The organism is Rhizobium mayense, from assembly GCF_030272705.1.
Classification (GTDB): domain Bacteria; phylum Pseudomonadota; class Alphaproteobacteria; order Rhizobiales; family Rhizobiaceae; genus Rhizobium; species Rhizobium mayense.
The window spans coordinates 228,410-245,626 of sequence record NZ_JARFYM010000003.1 but is presented as its reverse complement, the minus strand read 5'-3'; the positions used below and the strand labels follow the sequence as shown (position 1 = coordinate 245,626).

Sequence of the window (17,217 nt, the reverse complement as noted above, 5' to 3'; positions counted from 1 at the left end):
CACCGATTTGAGGGACGAAATGTACCCGTAAGTATGACAGCGTTATGAAGCTGCGTCATACTGTGGAATTCTTGATTGGAACATGCCTGGATTTACCGCCCAGGCAAGGCGTTATGTAAAACGCGATAAGGCCGCTCGAACTCGTTGAGGTCGCAAACGGCCTTATCCCGGATTTCATTACGCTCGGGCGGACAAAGGTCTGTCCGCCGCGGGGCGCGATCAGGCTTCGGTGCCGTCCGCCAGAGTCTCCTCGATCGGAGCTTCGATGGAAGCGCCGAGGTCGCGGCCGGATGCGCTCTGCTGGCGAGCGATGCCGTCGATGGCGGCGCGCGAGATCAGGTCGCAGTAGAGGGCGATGGCGCGCGAGGCGTCGTCGTTGCCCGGGATCGGGTAATCGATCAGGTCCGGATCGCAGTTCGAGTCGATGATGGCGACGACCGGGATGCCGAGGCGCTTGGCTTCGTCGATCGCGATCTTTTCCTTGTTGGTGTCGATGATGAACATCAGGTCAGGGGTGCCGCCCATATCGCGGATACCGCCGAGAGCCTTGTCCAGCTTTTCGCGCTCGCGCTCAAGGTTCAGACGTTCCTTCTTGGTGAAGCCCTGGGCGTCGCCGTTGAGGATCTCGTCGAGCTTGCGCAGACGCTGGATGGAATTCGAAATCGTCTTCCAGTTGGTCATCATGCCGCCGAGCCAGCGGGCGTTGACGTAGTACTGAGCCGAACGCTTTGCGCTGTCGGCGATCAGTTCGGACGCCTGGCGCTTGGTGCCGACGAACAGAACGCGGCCGCCACGGGCAACGGTGTCGCTGACAACCTGCAGAGCGCGGCTCAGCATCGGAACGGTTTGAGCGAGGTCGATGATGTGGATGTTATTACGATCGCCGAAGATGTACGGCTTCATCTTCGGGTTCCAGCGATGCGTCTGGTGGCCGAAGTGAACGCCTGCTTCGAGAAGCTGGCGCATAGAAAAATCAGGCAATGCCATGCCTTTGACTCCTTTTCCGGTTGAACCTCCGCAAGGCGAACAGCATCCTCTTCGAAGATGCCACCGGGCGGAACGATCCGGATTTCTCCCGGACAATCCCATGCCTTACGTGTGGAATGCGGCTGCCCATACATTCGATTTATCGAGAATGCAAGGCTTAGGCGGAAAAAATACGCCAGGCCCCTGCCCTCATGCCGCCAGCTTGTCGAGCAGCGCCAGCATAACGTTGGCGTCTGGTATCGGTAGCACGGCGTCGATCTCGGCCGGCAGGAGGCCCGCAATGGCGCCATCGGCATTGCCGGTCGCCGTGCCCAGCGGCCCACGGAAGCCGTGCTTGGTCCAGGCCAGTTCCTGCAGCTTCGGGCTTGTCAGCGCATCCATCAGCCGGTTGGCGGTCTCATCGACGACGATGAGGGGATGGGAGGAATAGACAGTCGGATGCGGGTAGAGCACGACCGGCTTGGCGGTGGAGCTCGATTGAACACGCTTCCATCGTTCGGGATCGGCGATGATCCATTCGACCAGCTGATTCTCGTAGCCGACGATCATCGGTTCGCCGCCGAGGCCGCCGGCCAGATACTGATCGAAAAGCTTGCCGGAAGACGGCGACTTGAAGCCCATATTGCGGAAGATAGTCTGCGCTTTGTCGCCGAATTGGGCGAGACCGGAAGCAGTTGCGACGTTGCCCGCAAACAGACTCAGGACCAATCCCGCAAACATGAAACCGGAATTGGAGCGGTTCGGATCGGTCGAGACGATGCGCGCCTGCCCGTAGAGCGCGTCGACGCCTAGCTTGGACCAGCTCGTTCCCGCAAGAACGGCGTCGAGCAATGCCTTGAGATCAAGCTGATGCTGTCCGGTGGATGTGACTGTGACCAGCCCGGCTTTCATCAACCCATCGACCACCGGCTGCCAGGTATAGACGACAACAGGCGTGTTCAGCACTACACGGTCGTTGCGGATCTTGACGCCGCTCTGCCGGGCGATATCGACCATGATCGAGGACGACGGCCAGAGGAAAGCGGGAGCCTGCGACAGAAGCGCCTGCTCGCGGACCATCTCGACGGAGCCGGCCACGCGGCTGTTTACATCCAGCCCATAGCCGTGCAGAGCGCCGGCGACATCATTGTCAGCCAGAAACGCCTCCTTCTCACCGCCGATGAAGCCGAAGAGCTTCGTGCGGTTACCGAGCAGTCCCTGGAGCTCCGGCCTGTCTTTTAAGGCGACATAACCGCCGGTGCCGGCGACGCCGGCAGCAAGTAGTCCTACCCCAAAGGCGCGGCGAGAGATGGCCATCAGCGTCCGATATCCTCTTTGAGCGAGGCCTGTATGAGGCGCAGCTCGGTGTCTAGCGTGTCGAGCCTGTCGTCGACGAGGCTATCCGAATAGTGCACGAAGGCATCCTCGAGCTTGGAGAGGACGAGATCGACTTCCTGCAGCCGTTTCTGGTCGGGCACGCGCTTGGCCTCGAGGGTGGCGAAACCCTCGGCGACTTCGGTCGCGCGCGGCAGGTAATAGCTGAGGAATCGCCGCACCGTCCCGGCACTTTCCGGGCTCGCCTCCACCTTGGCGAAGACGTCGGCGGCGATTTCGGCGAGATGCCGCACCCGCTTTGCGGTCTCCTTATTGGCGATGTGATCCGCCGCGGCTTCCAGCCTCTGTGCCGCCGGCTTGGCCGCCGTCAAAAGATCGCGCGCGAAATCTAGACGTCCCCTGCCAATCGCTTTGGCGTCCAGGCCTTCGAAAAGCCGGCGCGGCGACAGGGCGAAGACAAGGCCCGCAAAGACGAGCAGGCCGATGACGGCCGCGATCCACAACGGCATCCCGGCAAAGAAGCTCAAGACGGGAACCACGATCGCGGCGGCGAGCCCCGCCGCGATCCAATTCCAGTCATTGCCGAACCGGTTTCGCATTGCTGTCCTAGTTATAACCACGCACCGCGCGGAACGCGCTGACGAGATCATCCCTGCCATCGAATACGCGCGCCGATGTCGCTTTGGCCAGGGCATCGAGTTGTGTCTTGTCGGCATCGCCAAAGGTGATGCCGAAAACCGGCACATGCGGATTGGTAGCCCTCCACTCGTCAAGGAATTCGCGGCTCGCATCCTCGGATTTTCCGTCTGTCATGATGACGATCGCGGGCAAATAGGATGGCAGGTTTGGGGTATCCTTCATGCGGCCAAGCGCCCTGCTTGCGCAGGCATACATATCGGTGCCGCCGCCGGCATGCTGCAGCGACACCTTGTCCACAAGGCTCTTCTGTTGCGCCGGGTCGCCCGTTGCCAGAAGGGTCGTTCGCACGCGGCTGTCGAAAGGAACGACCATGATGCGATCCGCCGGCGTCCATTGCGCCAATACCCTGCCGGTTTCATCCGGGTTGAACAGAAACTGCATGGCCGCCTGCAATTGCGTTTCGCCCTTGCCCTCCATCGAGCCGGAAAAATCGAGGCAGAGGGCGGTCAGCGACGGCTTACGCAACGCGCTCTGATAGAGATCGAGTGCCTGGCGAATCACGGCCGGCTCGGGCATGCGGATCGCTGTCACCAGCTGGGTCGGATCGAAATTCCAATTCAGATCGGCTTTGGCCGCTACACCTCCCAACGGAATGCGCCGGCCGGTATCGGCGATGCCCTTCTGCACGGGTGCGGAACGCAGATAGGCGACGAGCTCGTTGAAAAAGGTCTCGACCTCTGGCCCGCGTCCGTGATCGACAAAGCCGATCGGCGAATCCGCAATCGCCACGCCGTCGGCCGGATAGATCGCGTAAAGCGGCTCCTTGCCCATGCCGATGAGCTTGTCATTGGTTTCCTTCAGCACCGCCTCGTAATTCCACATGGCGTCGTACAGCGTGCCCTTGCTGGCGGAATCCGTGTAGAGATCCGCAAGCCAGCCGGAGGAACCCGACGAACGTTCGACGCCGGCAAGCAATGCCTTGACGGTGCCCTGGACGTCAGGCTTGTCGAGATCACCCGGCTCGACGACAGGCTTGTTACCGAGCGCGCTTGAAAGCATGGCGAGATAGGCGCTGGCACCTGAATTGGACTGGGTTGCCGAGGTCATGAGAAACCTCAGCGAGCCGCTCTTCACCGCTGCCAATATGTCTTTCATATAGACCGGCTTGCCGACCCAGCCGAGCGCCTCGGCCTTGGACTTGCGCACGCCGAGAATGACCGGCATCTGCGCGATCGATGTCAGCGACTTCACGCGCCGTTTGGTATCGAACATATCGACCCAGACGCTCGATGCCGGCCAGACGGCGTCCTGCTCGATACCTTTGTCGCTCTGCAACGCCAGCCCGATATCCAGCGTACCTTCATAGGTGAAGCTGCAGGTCGCGCCTTTCTGTTTGCAGAACTCTTCGACGATCGGCTGGATAACGGTATTTTCCGAGCCGGAGACGATCGAAAACTTCGGTCCCGCGCCAGAATTGCAGCCTGTGAGGGCAAGAGCCGCCGTCAGCGCCAGGCTGGTGAGAAATGTGCGGATCATCATGCCGCTCATCGTGCCTCGATCATCGCCTTCTTGAGTTCGACGGTCATTTTCTCCATTTGCTGCTCGGCTTCAGCCCGCTTCCTGCGGCCCTCCTCCTGCACCTTGAGGACACCGTTGATCGTATCGATTAGGTCACGGTTGGCGGCAGCGAGCGTATCGATATCGACGATGCCGCGTTGCGACTGCTGTTCGATGGCGATCGCCTGATCCTTCATCATCTCGGATGCCTGGCGGATCATGTCATTGGTAGCGTCGGTGACGGTCTTCTGCAGCTCAAGCGCCGATTTCTGCCGGGACAGCCCCAGCAGAATCACCATCTTCTGCTTCCACGCCGGTACGGTCAGTGCCGACGTCGCCTGCAGGTTCTCGATCAGCGTCTCGTCGCCTGACTGCACGATGCGGATCTGTGGCAATTGCTGAATGCCGAGCTGGCGCGCCTGCTGCAGGTAGAACACCCGCTTCTCGAGCCGGTCGAGGGCTTGCACGCTGTCCTGATAGGTCTGCGCCTCCAGCATGCCACCGCCGGGATTGGCCGCGGCGGCGTCGGCGGCACTTTTCAGTTTCGGAAGTTCGACGCTGCGATAATGCTCGGCGAAGGTTTTGCCCGCCTGGACATAAGCGTCGAGCTGCAGGATGGACTGCTTCGTCTCCTCATGGAGATCGTCGAGAAGAGCGATGTCGCGGCGTAGCGTATCCTTATGCCGGTCGAGCTCGAGGCCGATGCGGTCGATCTGACTGGCCACATCCTCGAACTCCTCCTTGAAGCGTTCCAGCCTCGCCTTGAACGACGAGAACATCTTGGAAAGAAAGCCCTCATCCTTCAGCGATGCCGGGTCGAGCTTCTTCGACTTAATGATGATGTCGGTCAGCAACTTGCCGACTTCGCCGAGATCCCGATTGCGGACCTCGCGGAGAATCCTGTCAGAATAGTCCGAGACAGACTGCTGGGCGCGGTCGCCATAGACGGAAATGCCGGCACGATCGGTCAGATCGATGGTGTCGCCGATCCGGGCGATTTCTGCCGGATCGGCGGTGACAACCGGCAAAGCAGCGTTGGAGGTAGGAGCGAGATCAGTATTGGCCATAGGTCGTGCTTTCTCGTCTATCAACACAGGACCTGTCTGCGGAACGCCTGCCGATTATTCCGATGACAAACGACGCGGCCCGCACGGCCCGCTACAATTCCAGATGGGCACAGCGGGATATGAGACTCATTCATCGCGTGCCGAATGCTTCACAGAATAGTGAAACTTCGGACACGGTTTTATGACGGAGAATTTGCTTTGTGGGTTCAGCCCACACAAAGGCTATTGGCAGGCCTTGGTGTCGAGCACTTCAAGCTTGGAGAGCTTGCCGGTCAGCACGAAATCACCGTAGTCCATGGTGAGGTCGCGGGTAATGCCGTTTTCATAGAGCTTGAACGACATGCGGTAGACCGGAATGGCGTCGCCCTTGGACTTGTCGTTGAAATAGGCGACGGTCACCGGCCAGTAGGGCGTCTTGGCGAAGGCGCCGGCCTTGTCCGCATCGGGATCGTCGGTGGTGGGCGTCGCCTGTTTGCCGACGACGGTCGTTGCGATCAACGACTTGTCGCCATCGTCGGAGCCGTCGAAAACCTCGGCCTCGAAGAAATTCTTGCCCAGCTTGGCGTTATGGATGATGTCGAGCATGTGCTCCGTCGGAAAGCGGCTCTGGATGAGTTCGACCTGCTTGGCTCGCGGCTGGCTCAGATTGACCTTGATGCCCTTCTGATCGTCCGCCGCCGCACCACGCACATCCTTGTCGAGCTGATCGTCGGTGTAGGACTTGGTTTCGAAGCGGAAAACCCGCTTGGCGAGATCTTCGAACGTGGTCGTCTGCTGGTCGCTGACACGCGTTGAATCGCCAGTATCGATCCGCGTGACGAAACGGAAATTGGTGGTGAAGCCGGTGCAATCCGAGCCATCAAACTCGTAGACCATGCGGCCGAACATGCCGGCAATGCCGGAACGATCCGAGGCGTCCTTCAGTTCGAGATCGTAGACGGCGCGATGGGCAATCAACCCACTCGGACCGGCCGCTTGGGCAGCGGATGCGCCCAGAGACGCGACGCCCAAACTCGAAACAACAACGGCGGCAAGACTCGAGCGGAACATTCATTATCTCCTGTTGGACTCGCACGTGATGTTATAAGAACGCATTCGGCTAAAAACGAGGCTGCCGACCCCCCAATCACGGGAATTTGGCCTTGATGCCGGATTTTTAAAGATTTTACAACAAAACGGGAGATGAAAATGTCCGACGCTATCGAAGGCCGTCTGAAAGAGCTTGGCATCGTCCTGCCTCAGGCCGCCGCGCCGGCCGCCAACTATGTACCCTATGTCATCAGCGGCAATCTTCTTTATCTGTCCGGGCAGTTGCCCATGGAAAATGGCAGGATCGCCGTCACCGGCCATCTCGGCAAGGATGTCGACGTCGCCGGCGGCCAACGTGCTGCCGAACTTTGCGCCATCAATATCCTCGCTCAAGCAAAGGCCGCCTTGGGCGGGGATCTCGGCCGCATCAAGCGCCTCGTAAAGCTGAACGGCTTCGTCGCTTCCATGCCCGAATTCGTCGAACAACATCTTGTGATTAACGGCGCCTCCAATCTTCTGGCAAATGTACTCGGCGACGCTGGCAAGCATGCGCGCGCCGCTGTCGGCATGGCAGCGCTGCCGCTGAATGCCGCCGTCGAGGTCGATGCCATCATGGAAATTGCATAATGAGCAAGATTGACTGGCTTACCGAACGTCCTGTCGCGCATCGCGGCTATCACGACATGAACAAGCAGGTTTGGGAAAACACGCTGTCGGCCTTTGGGCGCGCAATCGAAGCGGGCTTTTCCATCGAATGCGATCTGCATTATGCCGCCGACGGCGTTCCGGTCGTCTTTCATGACGACGATCTGCAACGCGTCTGCAATCTTCCCGGCGAGCTTCGCGACCGCACTTCGGCCGAGCTCGGCCTGCTCTCGGTCGGCGGCACCAAGGACAAGATACCGACGCTGAAACAGCTCCTCAAGCTCTGCGACGGCAAGGTGCCGCTGGTGCTGGAGCTCAAGGGACGCGAGGGCGACGATGAGGGCTTTGCGGAATCCGTGCTCGAAGTGCTGGAAGGCTATAAGGGTCACGTGGCGCTGATGAGCTTCGATCACTGGCTGCTCAAGGACCTGAAGGCACTTGACGCACCCTACCCGGTCGGCCTGACAGCAGACGGAAATGAGCCTGAGACATTTTTTCAGCATGACGAAGCCATGCAGCTTGGGCTAGACTTCATTTCGTATTTCTATGGCCACCTGCCAAACCCGTTCATCACGGCGCAACGCCAGCGCGGTATACCGGTCATCACCTGGACCGTGCGCGACGAAGCGGCCCGCAAACAAACATTTGCCAACGCTGACCAGATGACCTTCGAAGGTTTTGATCCGCGCATAACCCCTTAAATCGGGGTCGATTTAAGGAGAGGCTTATGCGCAAACTTAAAATTCTTCTGCGCTCTTTGCGCTTCCAATTGGACGCACGACGCAGTAGTGAGAGCCCTTCCCTCATTTCATGACAGACGAATTATCCATTCGCGTAGAACGTTCCTTCAAGAACATCGCCCCGGAGAGCTGGTCCAAGCTCGCCGGGGCGTCGAGGGCGGGTACGGTGCGGCCTTACAACCCCTTCGTCTCGCATGCCTTCCTGTCGTCGCTGGAGGAGTCCGGCTCCGCCACCGACAAAACCGGCTGGCTCGGCAATCACCTGCTGCTCGAAACCGACAGCGGCGAATTGATCGGCGCAGTTCCCGGCTATCTCAAGAACCATAGCCAGGGCGAATATGTCTTCGATCATGGCTGGGCAGATGCTTTCGAACGCGCCGGCGGCCGCTATTACCCGAAGCTGCAATGTTCCATTCCCTTCACGCCTGCGACCGGTCCGCGCTTGCTTGTTGCCGAGGGCTGGGATCGCAAGAAGATTCAGCCGGCCCTGGCCGAAAGCCTGAAGGAAGTGACGCGGCAGCTTGGCGTCTCGTCTGCCCACATCACCTTTCTGCCGGATGACGAGATTGGTGTCTTCGAAGGCGACGGCTATCTGCACCGTACCGACCAGCAGTTCCACTTCATCAACGAGGGCTATGCCGATCATGATGCCTTCCTGGAAACGCTGGCGTCGCGCAAGCGCAAGGCGCTGAAAAAGGAGCGCCGCGCCGCTCTCGAAAACGGCATCAGCATCGACTGGCTGACCGGCGGCGACCTCACCGAGCGCGTCTGGGATCAGTTCTTCACCTTCTATATGGACACCGGCAGCCGCAAATGGGGCCGGCCTTACCTTACCCGCAAATTCTACTCGCTGATCGGCGAGCGGATGGCCGATGATGTCCTGCTGGTCATGGCGAAGCGCGAGGGCCGCTACATCGCCGGCGCCATCAACTTCATCGGCGGCGAAACGCTCTATGGCAGGCATTGGGGCTGTATCGAAGATCATCCCTTCCTGCACTTCGAAGTCTGTTATCATCAGGCGATCGATTTCGCGCTGGCTAAGGGGTTGAAGCGGGTCGAAGCCGGCGCGCAAGGCGAACATAAACTTGCGCGCGGCTATCTGCCGGTCATTACGCATTCGGCGCACTATATCGGTCATCAGGGTTTGCGTCGCGCCGTTGCCGACTACCTCAAGCACGAGCGCGCGCAAGTGGAGGAGATGAGCGAGATCCTGACCGAGCACAGCCCCTTCCGCAAAGGCGAGCGGCAAGATATCTAGAGCATCCCGCGTTCAGGCGGAATCACCCTGCAGGCGGACAAGATGCTCTAGATTCCAAAGATTGGAGCCACCTTTGTGCGTTCAAATGAACGCACGGTGCTCTAGCTGCTCTGGAGAACTATAATCGGAAGACGAGGAGACCCTGGATGACCAGCCCCGCCTATGACGCCAACAATATTTTCGCGAAGATCCTGAAAGGCGAGATCCCGTCCTATCCTGTCTACGAGGATGAGCACACCGTCGCTATCATGGATGTCATGCCGCAAGCGCCGGGCCATACGCTGGTGCTGCCGAAATTACCTTCGCGCAACATTCTCGATGCGGATCCGAGCGTCCTGCCGCATCTGATCACGGCCGTCCAGAAAGTCGCTGTCGCGATTCAGGAGGCTTTCGATGCGGACGGCGTCTATATCGCCCAGTTCAACGAGCCGGCCGCGGGCCAGACGATATTCCACCTGCATTTCCATGTCATCCCACGCCACGAGGGCATCGCTCTGAAGCCACATGCAGGCAGGATGGAAGATGGCGCGATATTGGCCGAGAATGCCAAGAAGATCATCGAGTTTCTGCGCTGATTCGAACCGGGAAGGCGCCGACCTTCCTAATTCTCTTTATGAGATACAACTCATAAACATATGAAAACGGCTGCATTGTCGCCAATGCAGCCGTTTTATTTTCTCAGGCGATCAGTCGCCGGTTACTTGCGCGGCACCTTCGGCACCGTGCTGCCCTTGCGCGGCGACTTGCCTTCCTGCTCGTCGTTGCCGGCAGACGGCGTCTTCGTCGAGCGGCGGGCGTCGGAGGCGGTGCCGGCCTTGCCGACGCGGCTTCTGGTCTTGACGGTATCACCGTCATCCTCGTCCACCTCAACCACGGCGTCGACCACTTCTGCTTCCGGCTTCGGCCGGATCGGCGCGGTATCGGCCATGGAGTCGAGCAGGATGCCGGTCGTGCCGTCTTCCTTCTTGCCGACGGTGACCTTGACGACGCCGCCCTTCTTCAGCTTGCCGAAGAGGATTTCGTTCGCCAGCGGCTTCTTGATGTTTTCCTGAATGACGCGCGCCAGCGGACGGGCGCCCATCTTTTCGTCGTAACCCTTCTCGGACAGCCAAGCGATCGCGTCCTCGTGCAGGTCGAAGGTAACGTTCCGTTCGGAAAGCTGGGCCTCAAGCTGCATGATGAACTTCTGCACGACCTTGTGGATAACCGCCGTCGGCAGCGCGGCAAACGGAATGGTCGCATCCAGACGGTTGCGGAATTCCGGAGTGAAGAGCCGGTTAAGAGCCTCTTCATCCTCGCCCGTACGCTTGGACGAGCCGAAGCCGATAGCAGCCTTGACCATTTCCGATGCGCCCGCATTGGTCGTCATGATCAGAATGACGTTGCGGAAGTCGATCTTCTTGCCGTTGTGGTCGGTCAGTGCACCATGGTCCATGACCTGCAACAGGATATTGAAGATATCCGGATGCGCCTTCTCGATTTCGTCGAGCAGCACGACGCTATGCGGATGCTGGTCGACGCCGTCGGTCAGCAGGCCGCCCTGGTCGAAGCCGACATAGCCGGGAGGTGCGCCGAGCAGACGGGAAACCGTGTGACGCTCCATATATTCCGACATATCGAACCGCAGCAGCTCGACGCCGAGCGAGGAAGCAAGCTGCTTGGCGACTTCCGTCTTGCCGACGCCGGTCGGGCCGGAGAAGACGTAGCAGCCGATCGGCTTGTTCGGTTCGCGCAGACCCGCACGGGCGAGCTTGATCGAAGTCGACAGAGCTTCGATGGCCGTATCCTGGCCGTAAACCACCGAACGCAGCTCCTGCTCGAGATTGGCAAGAACCATCTCGTCGTCCTTGGACACCGTCTTCGGCGGAATACGAGCCATCGTGGCGATCGTTGCCTCGATCTCCTTTTCGGTGATCAGCTTACGACGCTTCGACGGCGGCAGCAGCATTTGCGCGGCACCCGTTTCGTCGATCACGTCGATCGCCTTGTCCGGCAGCTTGCGGTCGGAAATGTAACGAGCCGACAGCTCGACCGCCGTCTTGATGGCGTCGTTCGAGTAGCGCAGGTGATGATACTCTTCGAAATAGGGCTTCAGGCCCTTCATGATTTCGATGGCATCTTCGATGCTCGGCTCGTTGACGTCGATCTTCTGGAAGCGGCGGACCAGAGCCCGGTCCTTCTCGAAGAACTGACGATATTCCTTATAGGTGGTCGAACCGATGCAACGGATCGCACCCGAGGAAAGAGCCGGCTTCAGCAGGTTCGACGCATCCATCGCGCCGCCGGATGTTGCGCCGGCGCCGATGACTGTATGGATCTCATCGATGAACAACACGGCGCCCGGATACTCTTCGAGTTCCTTTACGACCTGCTTCAGGCGCTCTTCGAAATCGCCGCGATAACGGGTGCCGGCCAGCAGCGTGCCCATGTCGAGCGAAAAGATCGTTGCGTCGGCCAAAGCTTCGGGAACCTTGCCCTCGACGATGCGCTTGGCCAGACCTTCAGCAATCGCGGTCTTGCCGACGCCAGGGTCGCCGACATAGAGCGGATTGTTCTTCGAACGGCGGCACAGCACTTGGATGGTGCGGCTGACCTCCGAATTGCGGCCGATCAACGGATCGATCTTGCCGCTCTTGGCCTTCTCGTTGAGGTTGACGCAGTAGGCCTTCAGCGCATCCTGCTGCTTCTTGTTGTTGCCCTCTTCCTGCTCGCCGCGGGAGGTGGGCTTGCTTTCAGCTTCACTATCCTCGGCGCCGCGCGGCGTGCGGGTCTGGGAGGAACCCGGGCGCTTGCCGATGCCGTGAGAGATGTAGTTGACCGCATCGTAGCGGGTCATTTCCTGTTCTTGCAGGAAAAAGGCCGCATGGCTTTCCCGTTCCGCAAAGATCGCGACGAGAACGTTGGCACCTGTCACTTCCTCGCGGCCTGAGGATTGGACATGGATAACGGCACGCTGGATGACGCGCTGGAAGCCGGATGTGGGCTTCGAGTCCTCGTCATAACCAGTGATCAAATTTGAAAGTTCATTATCGACGTATTCAGTCAGCGTCTTACGGAGCGCGTCGAGATCAACATTGCACGCGCCCATGACAGCTGCGGCATCGGCGTCGTCCACCAGAGCCAATAGCAGATGTTCCAGCGTGGCATATTCGTGATGCCGCTCGTTCGCGTAGGTCAGTGCCTGATGCAGCGCCTTCTCAAGACTAGGCGAAAATGTTGGCACGTTCAGATCCTCACTTCTTTTCCATAACACATTGCAGCGGATGCTGGTGCTGCCGGGCAAAATCCATCACCTGGCTCACCTTCGTTTCAGCTACTTCATATGTATATATCCCGCATTCGCCGACGCCGTGATTGTGGACGTGAAGCATAATGCGAGTGGCACTTTCTCGATCCTTTTGGAAGAAACGCTCCAGGATATGGATCACAAATTCCATGGGCGTGTAGTCGTCGTTCAATAGTAGCACGCGGTAGAGGTTGGGTTTCTTGGTTTTGGGCTTGGTGCGCGTGATCACCGAGGTCCCGCGATTTCCGTTGTCCCCGTTCCTTTCGCTGTCGTTTTGCATCCGGATCGGCTCAGCGATCATTTCATTCATTCCTCAAATCATCCGGCAGAAGCTATCGCATTCCGACTTGGCAAACTGGATTGGGTACTGACTCTGTCGGGCCGGATATCCGAACCCCTAACTTAGTTCATATTGGTGCGATTTTAAGCCCCCTGCCAGACACTGCAATCACAATTCGTTGCCAAAGGGGACTGTCATCAAAAAAGTCGTGGCTGCGATCAGACTGATATCGGCGATCGGAAACGCAAGAGACCGGCCGCGCGTCGCGCAGCCGGTCTCTCTGGAATCACTGTCCTGAAGCGAAGCGCTTATGCAGCAGGTGCGACGGAAGCAGCGGCCTTGCTGGCGGCCTTCGTGGCAGCGACAACCGGGGCTTCGTAGGGCTTGTAAGCGGTCTTGGCGAGATCAGCGTACATCTCGCTCAACTTGGTCGCTTCGGCGACGAAGTTTTCATAGGACGACTTCACGTAGTTGCTCTGCAGTTCAAAAGCGGCTTCGAAGCTCTTGACGCCGGCCAGCGTTTCGAAGTGTGTAACGCCGTCCTGGAACGACTTTTTGGAAAATTCAGCGGCCTCGGCAGCAATCGCCTGGAAACTCTTGGTGACATCGGAATAGCTCTTCAGCGCCGTGTCCATGGCTTCCTTGCCCTTCTTGTTCGCTTCATCGAAATTGAACATGTTTCTCCGTCCCTTTGCTTGTTGGCCGATAGCCGGTTTACCCGGAGCAAATCTAAATGCGACGCACAAATAGTCAAGTAGTCTTGTGCGACGCAATATCCTCTTATGATTGCATTTCCGATGACACCGGAATGACCACAGCGGAGGCGCTATGGCATCCTTCTGTTTTTGCTAAAATATATCAAACGGGCTACAACTTTAGGGTACGGGAGAAATATTCGATTTCGATAAAAAAATCCGCAATCCAGCAGTAAATCGGCCAAATTCGATCGCAAATAACGAGCATTTGGCTTACTTCCGAGCGTTTTCTCAAAGAAAGAGCCGCATTTCAGCGAAATGCGGCTCTTTGATACGAGTTTTATTGGAAACCGAGGATCGACCAGGGGTCGTAACGCCGACCCGGCGGCCGAGCCGTCGATCAGAGATCGACGTCCAGAATGGCCATGGAAAAGTTGTAGGAACGGTCGCCGTCTTCGTCGTCGATGTAGACGACGCCCAGAAACTCTTCGCCAAGGTAGACTTCCGCGGAATCGTTCTTACGCGGGCGGGCTTTGACCACCATCTGCGGGTTGAACGTGCGTTTGAAGTAGGTGTCGAGCTTCTTGATTTCGTCGGGCTTCACAATTCATCTCCGTGAGGATTCTCAGCTTGGCCGCTTCTTGCATAGGAAAAGCGGCGGTGTAAAGGCCGGAAGCGCGCCTTCAGCCCTTACCATCAGCGCAAAACCCTGAAAATCAGGTGGTTTTTTCCTTAGATTCCTGCGCCCATGATCTGGTCGACGACCACCTGTTCAGCAAGGATCTGATCCATGGAACGGGATGGTTCCGAACAGCCCGCCTCACCGACCACCTTGGCCGGCACTCCGGCCACCGTCGTCTTCGGCGGCACTTCCTTCAGCACCACCGACCCGGCCGCTATGCGCGAGCAATGGCCGATCTGTATGTTGCCGAGAATTTTTGCGCCGGCACCGATCAGCACACCATGGGCGATCTTCGGATGGCGGTCGCTGCCTTCCTTGCCGGTACCCCCGAGAGTGACGCCGTGCAAGATCGAGACGTTGTCGCCGATGACGGCCGTTTCGCCGACCACGAGGCCAGTCGCATGGTCAAGGAAGATGCCCTTGCCGATGCGCGCGGCCGGGTTGATATCAGTCTGGAAAACGCTGGAGGAGCGGCTCTGCAGATAGAGCGCGAAATCACGGCGGCCGCGATTGAGAAGCCAATGCGCGAGACGATGGGTCTGCAGCGCATGGAAGCCCTTGAAATAGAGAACTGGCTCCATGAAGCGCAGGCAGGCTGGGTCGCGGTCATAGACCGCCTGGATGTCGACGCGCAGAATCGCACCCCATTCCGGCCAATCGAACAGCATCTCCTCGAAGGTCTGGCGCAACAGGATGCCCTGCATGTCCGGATGGTCGAGACGCTCGCAAATGCGATAGATGACGCATTCTTCCAGCGACCGGTGATTGATGATCGTGGAATAGAGGAAGGCGGCCAAAAGCGGATCCCTGTCGGCGGCTGCGCGGGCTTCTTCGCGCACGCTGTCCCAAATGGGATCGACGACCTTTACCGAGCCTAAGCCCTCGACCTGGCGAATGTCCGTTGCTGCGACCATTGGCGGTCTCCTGATTTCCTGTCGGTAAAACATTATATAGAGTAAAAGTCCGACAACATAAATGGGTCAGGCGCGCATGAGTTTCGAGCATGATTTTGCTAACGGTTTCCTGCGCGCTACCTGTAGCGACGCCATCGGTACGCTCACCATCGATAATCCGGGCCGCAAGAACGCCGTTACCGCGGCAATGTGGCGCGCCATACCGCAGGCCATCCGCGTTTTGACCGACGAGGCACATGCGCATGTGATCGTCATTCGCGGTGCGGATCAGGATTTTTCAACCGGCGCCGATATCAGCGAATTCGACAGCCTGCGCAAGGATGCCGAAACCGCTGTGGTTTACGAGGCACTGAACAGCGACGCTTTCACCGCGATCCGCCATTGTCGGGTGCCGACGATCGCGGCAATCCGCGGCATCTGTTATGGCGGCGGATTCGGTATTGCTGCTGCCTGCGATCTGCGTGTCGCCGAGGAAGGCGCGCGCTTCTCGGTGCCGGCCGTGCGCCTTGGCATAGCCTACCCTGCCGACGCGGTGCAGGACATCGTCAACGCGCTTGGGCCGCAAATGGCCAAGGTCACGCTTTTCACCGGCGCACCGATGTCGGTCGACAAGATGGTCGCGGCCGGCTTCCTGCTGGAAGAGATCGCAGCCGATGCGTTCGACGGCGAAGTCTCAGCGCTTGCTCATGCGATTGCCGCCAATGCGCCGATCGCCCTGCATGCCTCGAAACTGGCGGTTCGCGCCGTGATCGAACAGGATAGCGACCTGTTGCGCGAGGCGGAGGTAATCGGCACCGAGACCTTCGACAGCGCCGATTATGCCGAAGGCCGTGCAGCTTTCGCCGCGCGGCGCAAACCGCATTTCACCGGGAAGTGACCCAGCCTATCGATTGGTAAGGCGTTCGTAGAAATCCAGGACGGCCTGTTTGAATACCTTGTCGCCGACGGCGAGCATGTGGTCGCGGTTCGGTATATCCAGCGCTTCGGCATGCGGCATCAGCGCCGCGAGCTCCTGCGGCGAACCGGCGATGTCATCCTTTGTGCCGACGCCGATCAGGGTCGGTGCCTCGATCTTTGCCACATCTTCCTTGGCGACCAGATCGCGCGAGCCTCTGATGCAGGCAGCTAGCGCTATGCGGTCGCTCTTGTTTTGATCGGCGAAGGCGCGGAACATCCGGCCGCGCATATGGGTGACGTCGTCGACCGATGGCGCCAGCAACGCATCGGCAATCGGATCCCAGTCGCCAACACCGTCGACCATGCCGATGCCTAGTCCGCCGAATACCAGTGAACGGACGCGATCGGGATGGGCGATCGCCAGGAAAGCCGAGATACGCGCGCCCATGGAATATCCCATGATGTGGGCTTCGGGGATGCCGAGATGATCGAGCAGAGCCACCGCATCCTCGGCCATGACCCAGGGACGGTAGGCTTCGGCGTCATAGGCTTTGTCGCTCAAGCCATGACCCCTGTTATCGATGGCGATGACGCGATACCCCGCCTCGCCCAGCGACTTGAGCCAGCCCGGATTGACCCAATTGGCAACTGCGGTCGAGGCAAAGCCATGAATCAGCAGCGCCGGCGCGCCGTTCGGATCGCCCTCGTCGAAATAGGCCAGTTTCAGCCCGTCGTGGGTGAAATAGGAAAAGGTGGGACTATTCAAATTCATGGCAGGATCTTCGTGAACATGGTCTCTTTTGTTGCGGACCTTATTTTATCGGCAATATCAGGTGAACCCCGCCTTTGTGAAAATCTGTGCGCCAAGCCGGACTTTCGCACTACACATTCGGTACGAAGGATTATAAAGAGGGCTATCAAGTCTGGCGCAACATTCATGCCATCTAAGGCAAGACGCATTCGGAGATCATCATGGCCGGCCACAATATTCCCCATTTCCAGAACGACGGCGGACATCGCGCGATCGAGATCGGCGTCAAGGAATTCATGTGCACCGGCGCCTCCGTCCCCTACGACCATCCGCACATCTTCATCGATATGGGCGATGAAAGCGAGAAGGTCTGCTCCTATTGCTCGACGCTCTATCGCTACAATCCGTCGCTGAAGGCGGACGAAACCAATCCGCCCGGCTGCGTCTTCCATTTCAAGGCTGCCTGATATCCTGAG

General features: G+C 58.8%; 18 protein-coding genes. 6 read left to right on the top strand and 12 right to left on the bottom strand.

Annotated features, from left to right (window positions below):
• Window positions 1–219: 219 nt before the first annotated feature.
• The 6 genes from rpsB to PY649_RS06715 all read right to left on the bottom strand — a co-directional run bounded on the left by rpsB (window position 220) and on the right by PY649_RS06715 (window position 6,614).
• Window positions 220–987 carry a 30S ribosomal protein S2 gene (gene rpsB, locus PY649_RS06740; protein WP_285867427.1) on the bottom strand — a complete coding sequence of 256 codons (768 nt, stop codon included), beginning with the start codon at window positions 985–987 and terminating at the stop codon, window positions 220–222.
• A 189-nt stretch (window positions 988–1,176) separates the two neighbouring features.
• Window positions 1,177–2,283, bottom strand: coding sequence for a substrate-binding domain-containing protein (locus PY649_RS06735; RefSeq protein WP_285867425.1), 1,107 nt, complete (start codon window positions 2,281–2,283; stop codon window positions 1,177–1,179).
• Window positions 2,283–2,900 carry a 5-bromo-4-chloroindolyl phosphate hydrolysis family protein gene (locus tag PY649_RS06730; protein ID WP_285867424.1) on the bottom strand — a complete coding sequence of 206 codons (618 nt, stop codon included), beginning with the start codon at window positions 2,898–2,900 and terminating at the stop codon, window positions 2,283–2,285. The genes PY649_RS06735 and PY649_RS06730 overlap by 1 nt, the downstream gene beginning before the upstream one ends.
• A 7-nt stretch (window positions 2,901–2,907) precedes the next feature.
• On the bottom strand, window positions 2,908–4,479 hold the full coding sequence (locus PY649_RS06725) for a substrate-binding domain-containing protein (protein WP_285867552.1): 1,572 nt from the start codon (window positions 4,477–4,479) through the stop codon (window positions 2,908–2,910).
• Window positions 4,480–4,484: 5 nt separating this feature from the next.
• Window positions 4,485–5,564, bottom strand: a complete 1,080-nt coding sequence (locus tag PY649_RS06720; RefSeq protein ID WP_285867423.1) for a toxic anion resistance protein — start codon at window positions 5,562–5,564, stop codon at window positions 4,485–4,487.
• Window positions 5,565–5,786: 222 nt separating this feature from the next.
• A complete protein-coding gene (locus PY649_RS06715; RefSeq protein WP_285867422.1) occupies window positions 5,787–6,614 on the bottom strand; it encodes a cell envelope integrity EipB family protein in 828 nt (275 codons plus the stop codon).
• Window positions 6,615–6,752: 138 nt separating this feature from the next.
• Here PY649_RS06715 and PY649_RS06710 point away from each other — a divergent pair, with 138 nt between their 5' ends.
• From PY649_RS06710 to PY649_RS06695, 4 genes are all read left to right on the top strand, one after another.
• A complete protein-coding gene (locus PY649_RS06710; RefSeq protein WP_285867421.1) occupies window positions 6,753–7,220 on the top strand; it encodes a RidA family protein in 468 nt (155 codons plus the stop codon).
• Window positions 7,220–7,939, top strand: coding sequence for a glycerophosphodiester phosphodiesterase (locus PY649_RS06705; RefSeq protein WP_285867420.1), 720 nt, complete (start codon window positions 7,220–7,222; stop codon window positions 7,937–7,939). The genes PY649_RS06710 and PY649_RS06705 overlap by 1 nt, the downstream gene beginning before the upstream one ends.
• Before the next feature lie 109 nt (window positions 7,940–8,048).
• The gene (locus PY649_RS06700; protein ID WP_285867419.1) at window positions 8,049–9,236 is read left to right on the top strand and encodes a GNAT family N-acetyltransferase; all 1,188 of its coding nucleotides are present in this window, start codon (window positions 8,049–8,051) and stop codon (window positions 9,234–9,236) included.
• A 146-nt stretch (window positions 9,237–9,382) separates the two neighbouring features.
• Window positions 9,383–9,811 carry an HIT family protein gene (locus tag PY649_RS06695; protein ID WP_285867417.1) on the top strand — a complete coding sequence of 143 codons (429 nt, stop codon included), beginning with the start codon at window positions 9,383–9,385 and terminating at the stop codon, window positions 9,809–9,811.
• A gap of 122 nt (window positions 9,812–9,933) precedes the next feature.
• Here PY649_RS06695 and clpA read toward each other — a convergent pair whose 3' ends face one another.
• The 5 genes from clpA to cysE all read right to left on the bottom strand — a co-directional run bounded on the left by clpA (window position 9,934) and on the right by cysE (window position 15,093).
• Window positions 9,934–12,459: an ATP-dependent Clp protease ATP-binding subunit ClpA gene (gene clpA / locus PY649_RS06690; protein ID WP_285867416.1), complete on the bottom strand. Its 2,526-nt coding sequence runs from the start codon at window positions 12,457–12,459 to the stop codon at window positions 9,934–9,936.
• A 10-nt stretch (window positions 12,460–12,469) separates the two neighbouring features.
• Window positions 12,470–12,823 (bottom strand): ATP-dependent Clp protease adapter ClpS, encoded by a 354-nt coding sequence (clpS, locus tag PY649_RS06685; protein WP_028755011.1) that lies wholly within the window; start codon window positions 12,821–12,823, stop codon window positions 12,470–12,472.
• 287 nt (window positions 12,824–13,110) lie between these two features.
• Window positions 13,111–13,479 carry a phasin family protein gene (locus PY649_RS06680; RefSeq protein WP_285867415.1) on the bottom strand — a complete coding sequence of 123 codons (369 nt, stop codon included), beginning with the start codon at window positions 13,477–13,479 and terminating at the stop codon, window positions 13,111–13,113.
• Between the two features lie 418 nt (window positions 13,480–13,897).
• Window positions 13,898–14,101 carry a DUF3126 family protein gene (locus tag PY649_RS06675; protein ID WP_104822967.1) on the bottom strand — a complete coding sequence of 68 codons (204 nt, stop codon included), beginning with the start codon at window positions 14,099–14,101 and terminating at the stop codon, window positions 13,898–13,900.
• Window positions 14,102–14,229: 128 nt separating this feature from the next.
• On the bottom strand, window positions 14,230–15,093 hold the full coding sequence (gene cysE, locus PY649_RS06670; RefSeq protein ID WP_285867413.1) for a serine O-acetyltransferase: 864 nt from the start codon (window positions 15,091–15,093) through the stop codon (window positions 14,230–14,232).
• A gap of 76 nt (window positions 15,094–15,169) precedes the next feature.
• Here cysE and PY649_RS06665 point away from each other — a divergent pair, with 76 nt between their 5' ends.
• On the top strand, window positions 15,170–15,970 hold the full coding sequence (locus PY649_RS06665) for an enoyl-CoA hydratase-related protein (protein ID WP_285867412.1): 801 nt from the start codon (window positions 15,170–15,172) through the stop codon (window positions 15,968–15,970).
• Between the two features lie 6 nt (window positions 15,971–15,976).
• Here PY649_RS06665 and PY649_RS06660 read toward each other — a convergent pair whose 3' ends face one another.
• Window positions 15,977–16,762, bottom strand: a complete 786-nt coding sequence (locus PY649_RS06660; protein ID WP_285867411.1) for an alpha/beta fold hydrolase — start codon at window positions 16,760–16,762, stop codon at window positions 15,977–15,979.
• A 200-nt stretch (window positions 16,763–16,962) separates the two neighbouring features.
• On the opposite strand from PY649_RS06660, the gene PY649_RS06655 reads away from it, so the two are divergent.
• Window positions 16,963–17,208: a zinc-finger domain-containing protein gene (locus PY649_RS06655; protein WP_285867410.1), complete on the top strand. Its 246-nt coding sequence runs from the start codon at window positions 16,963–16,965 to the stop codon at window positions 17,206–17,208.
• The last annotated feature ends 9 nt before the right edge of the window (window positions 17,209–17,217 follow it).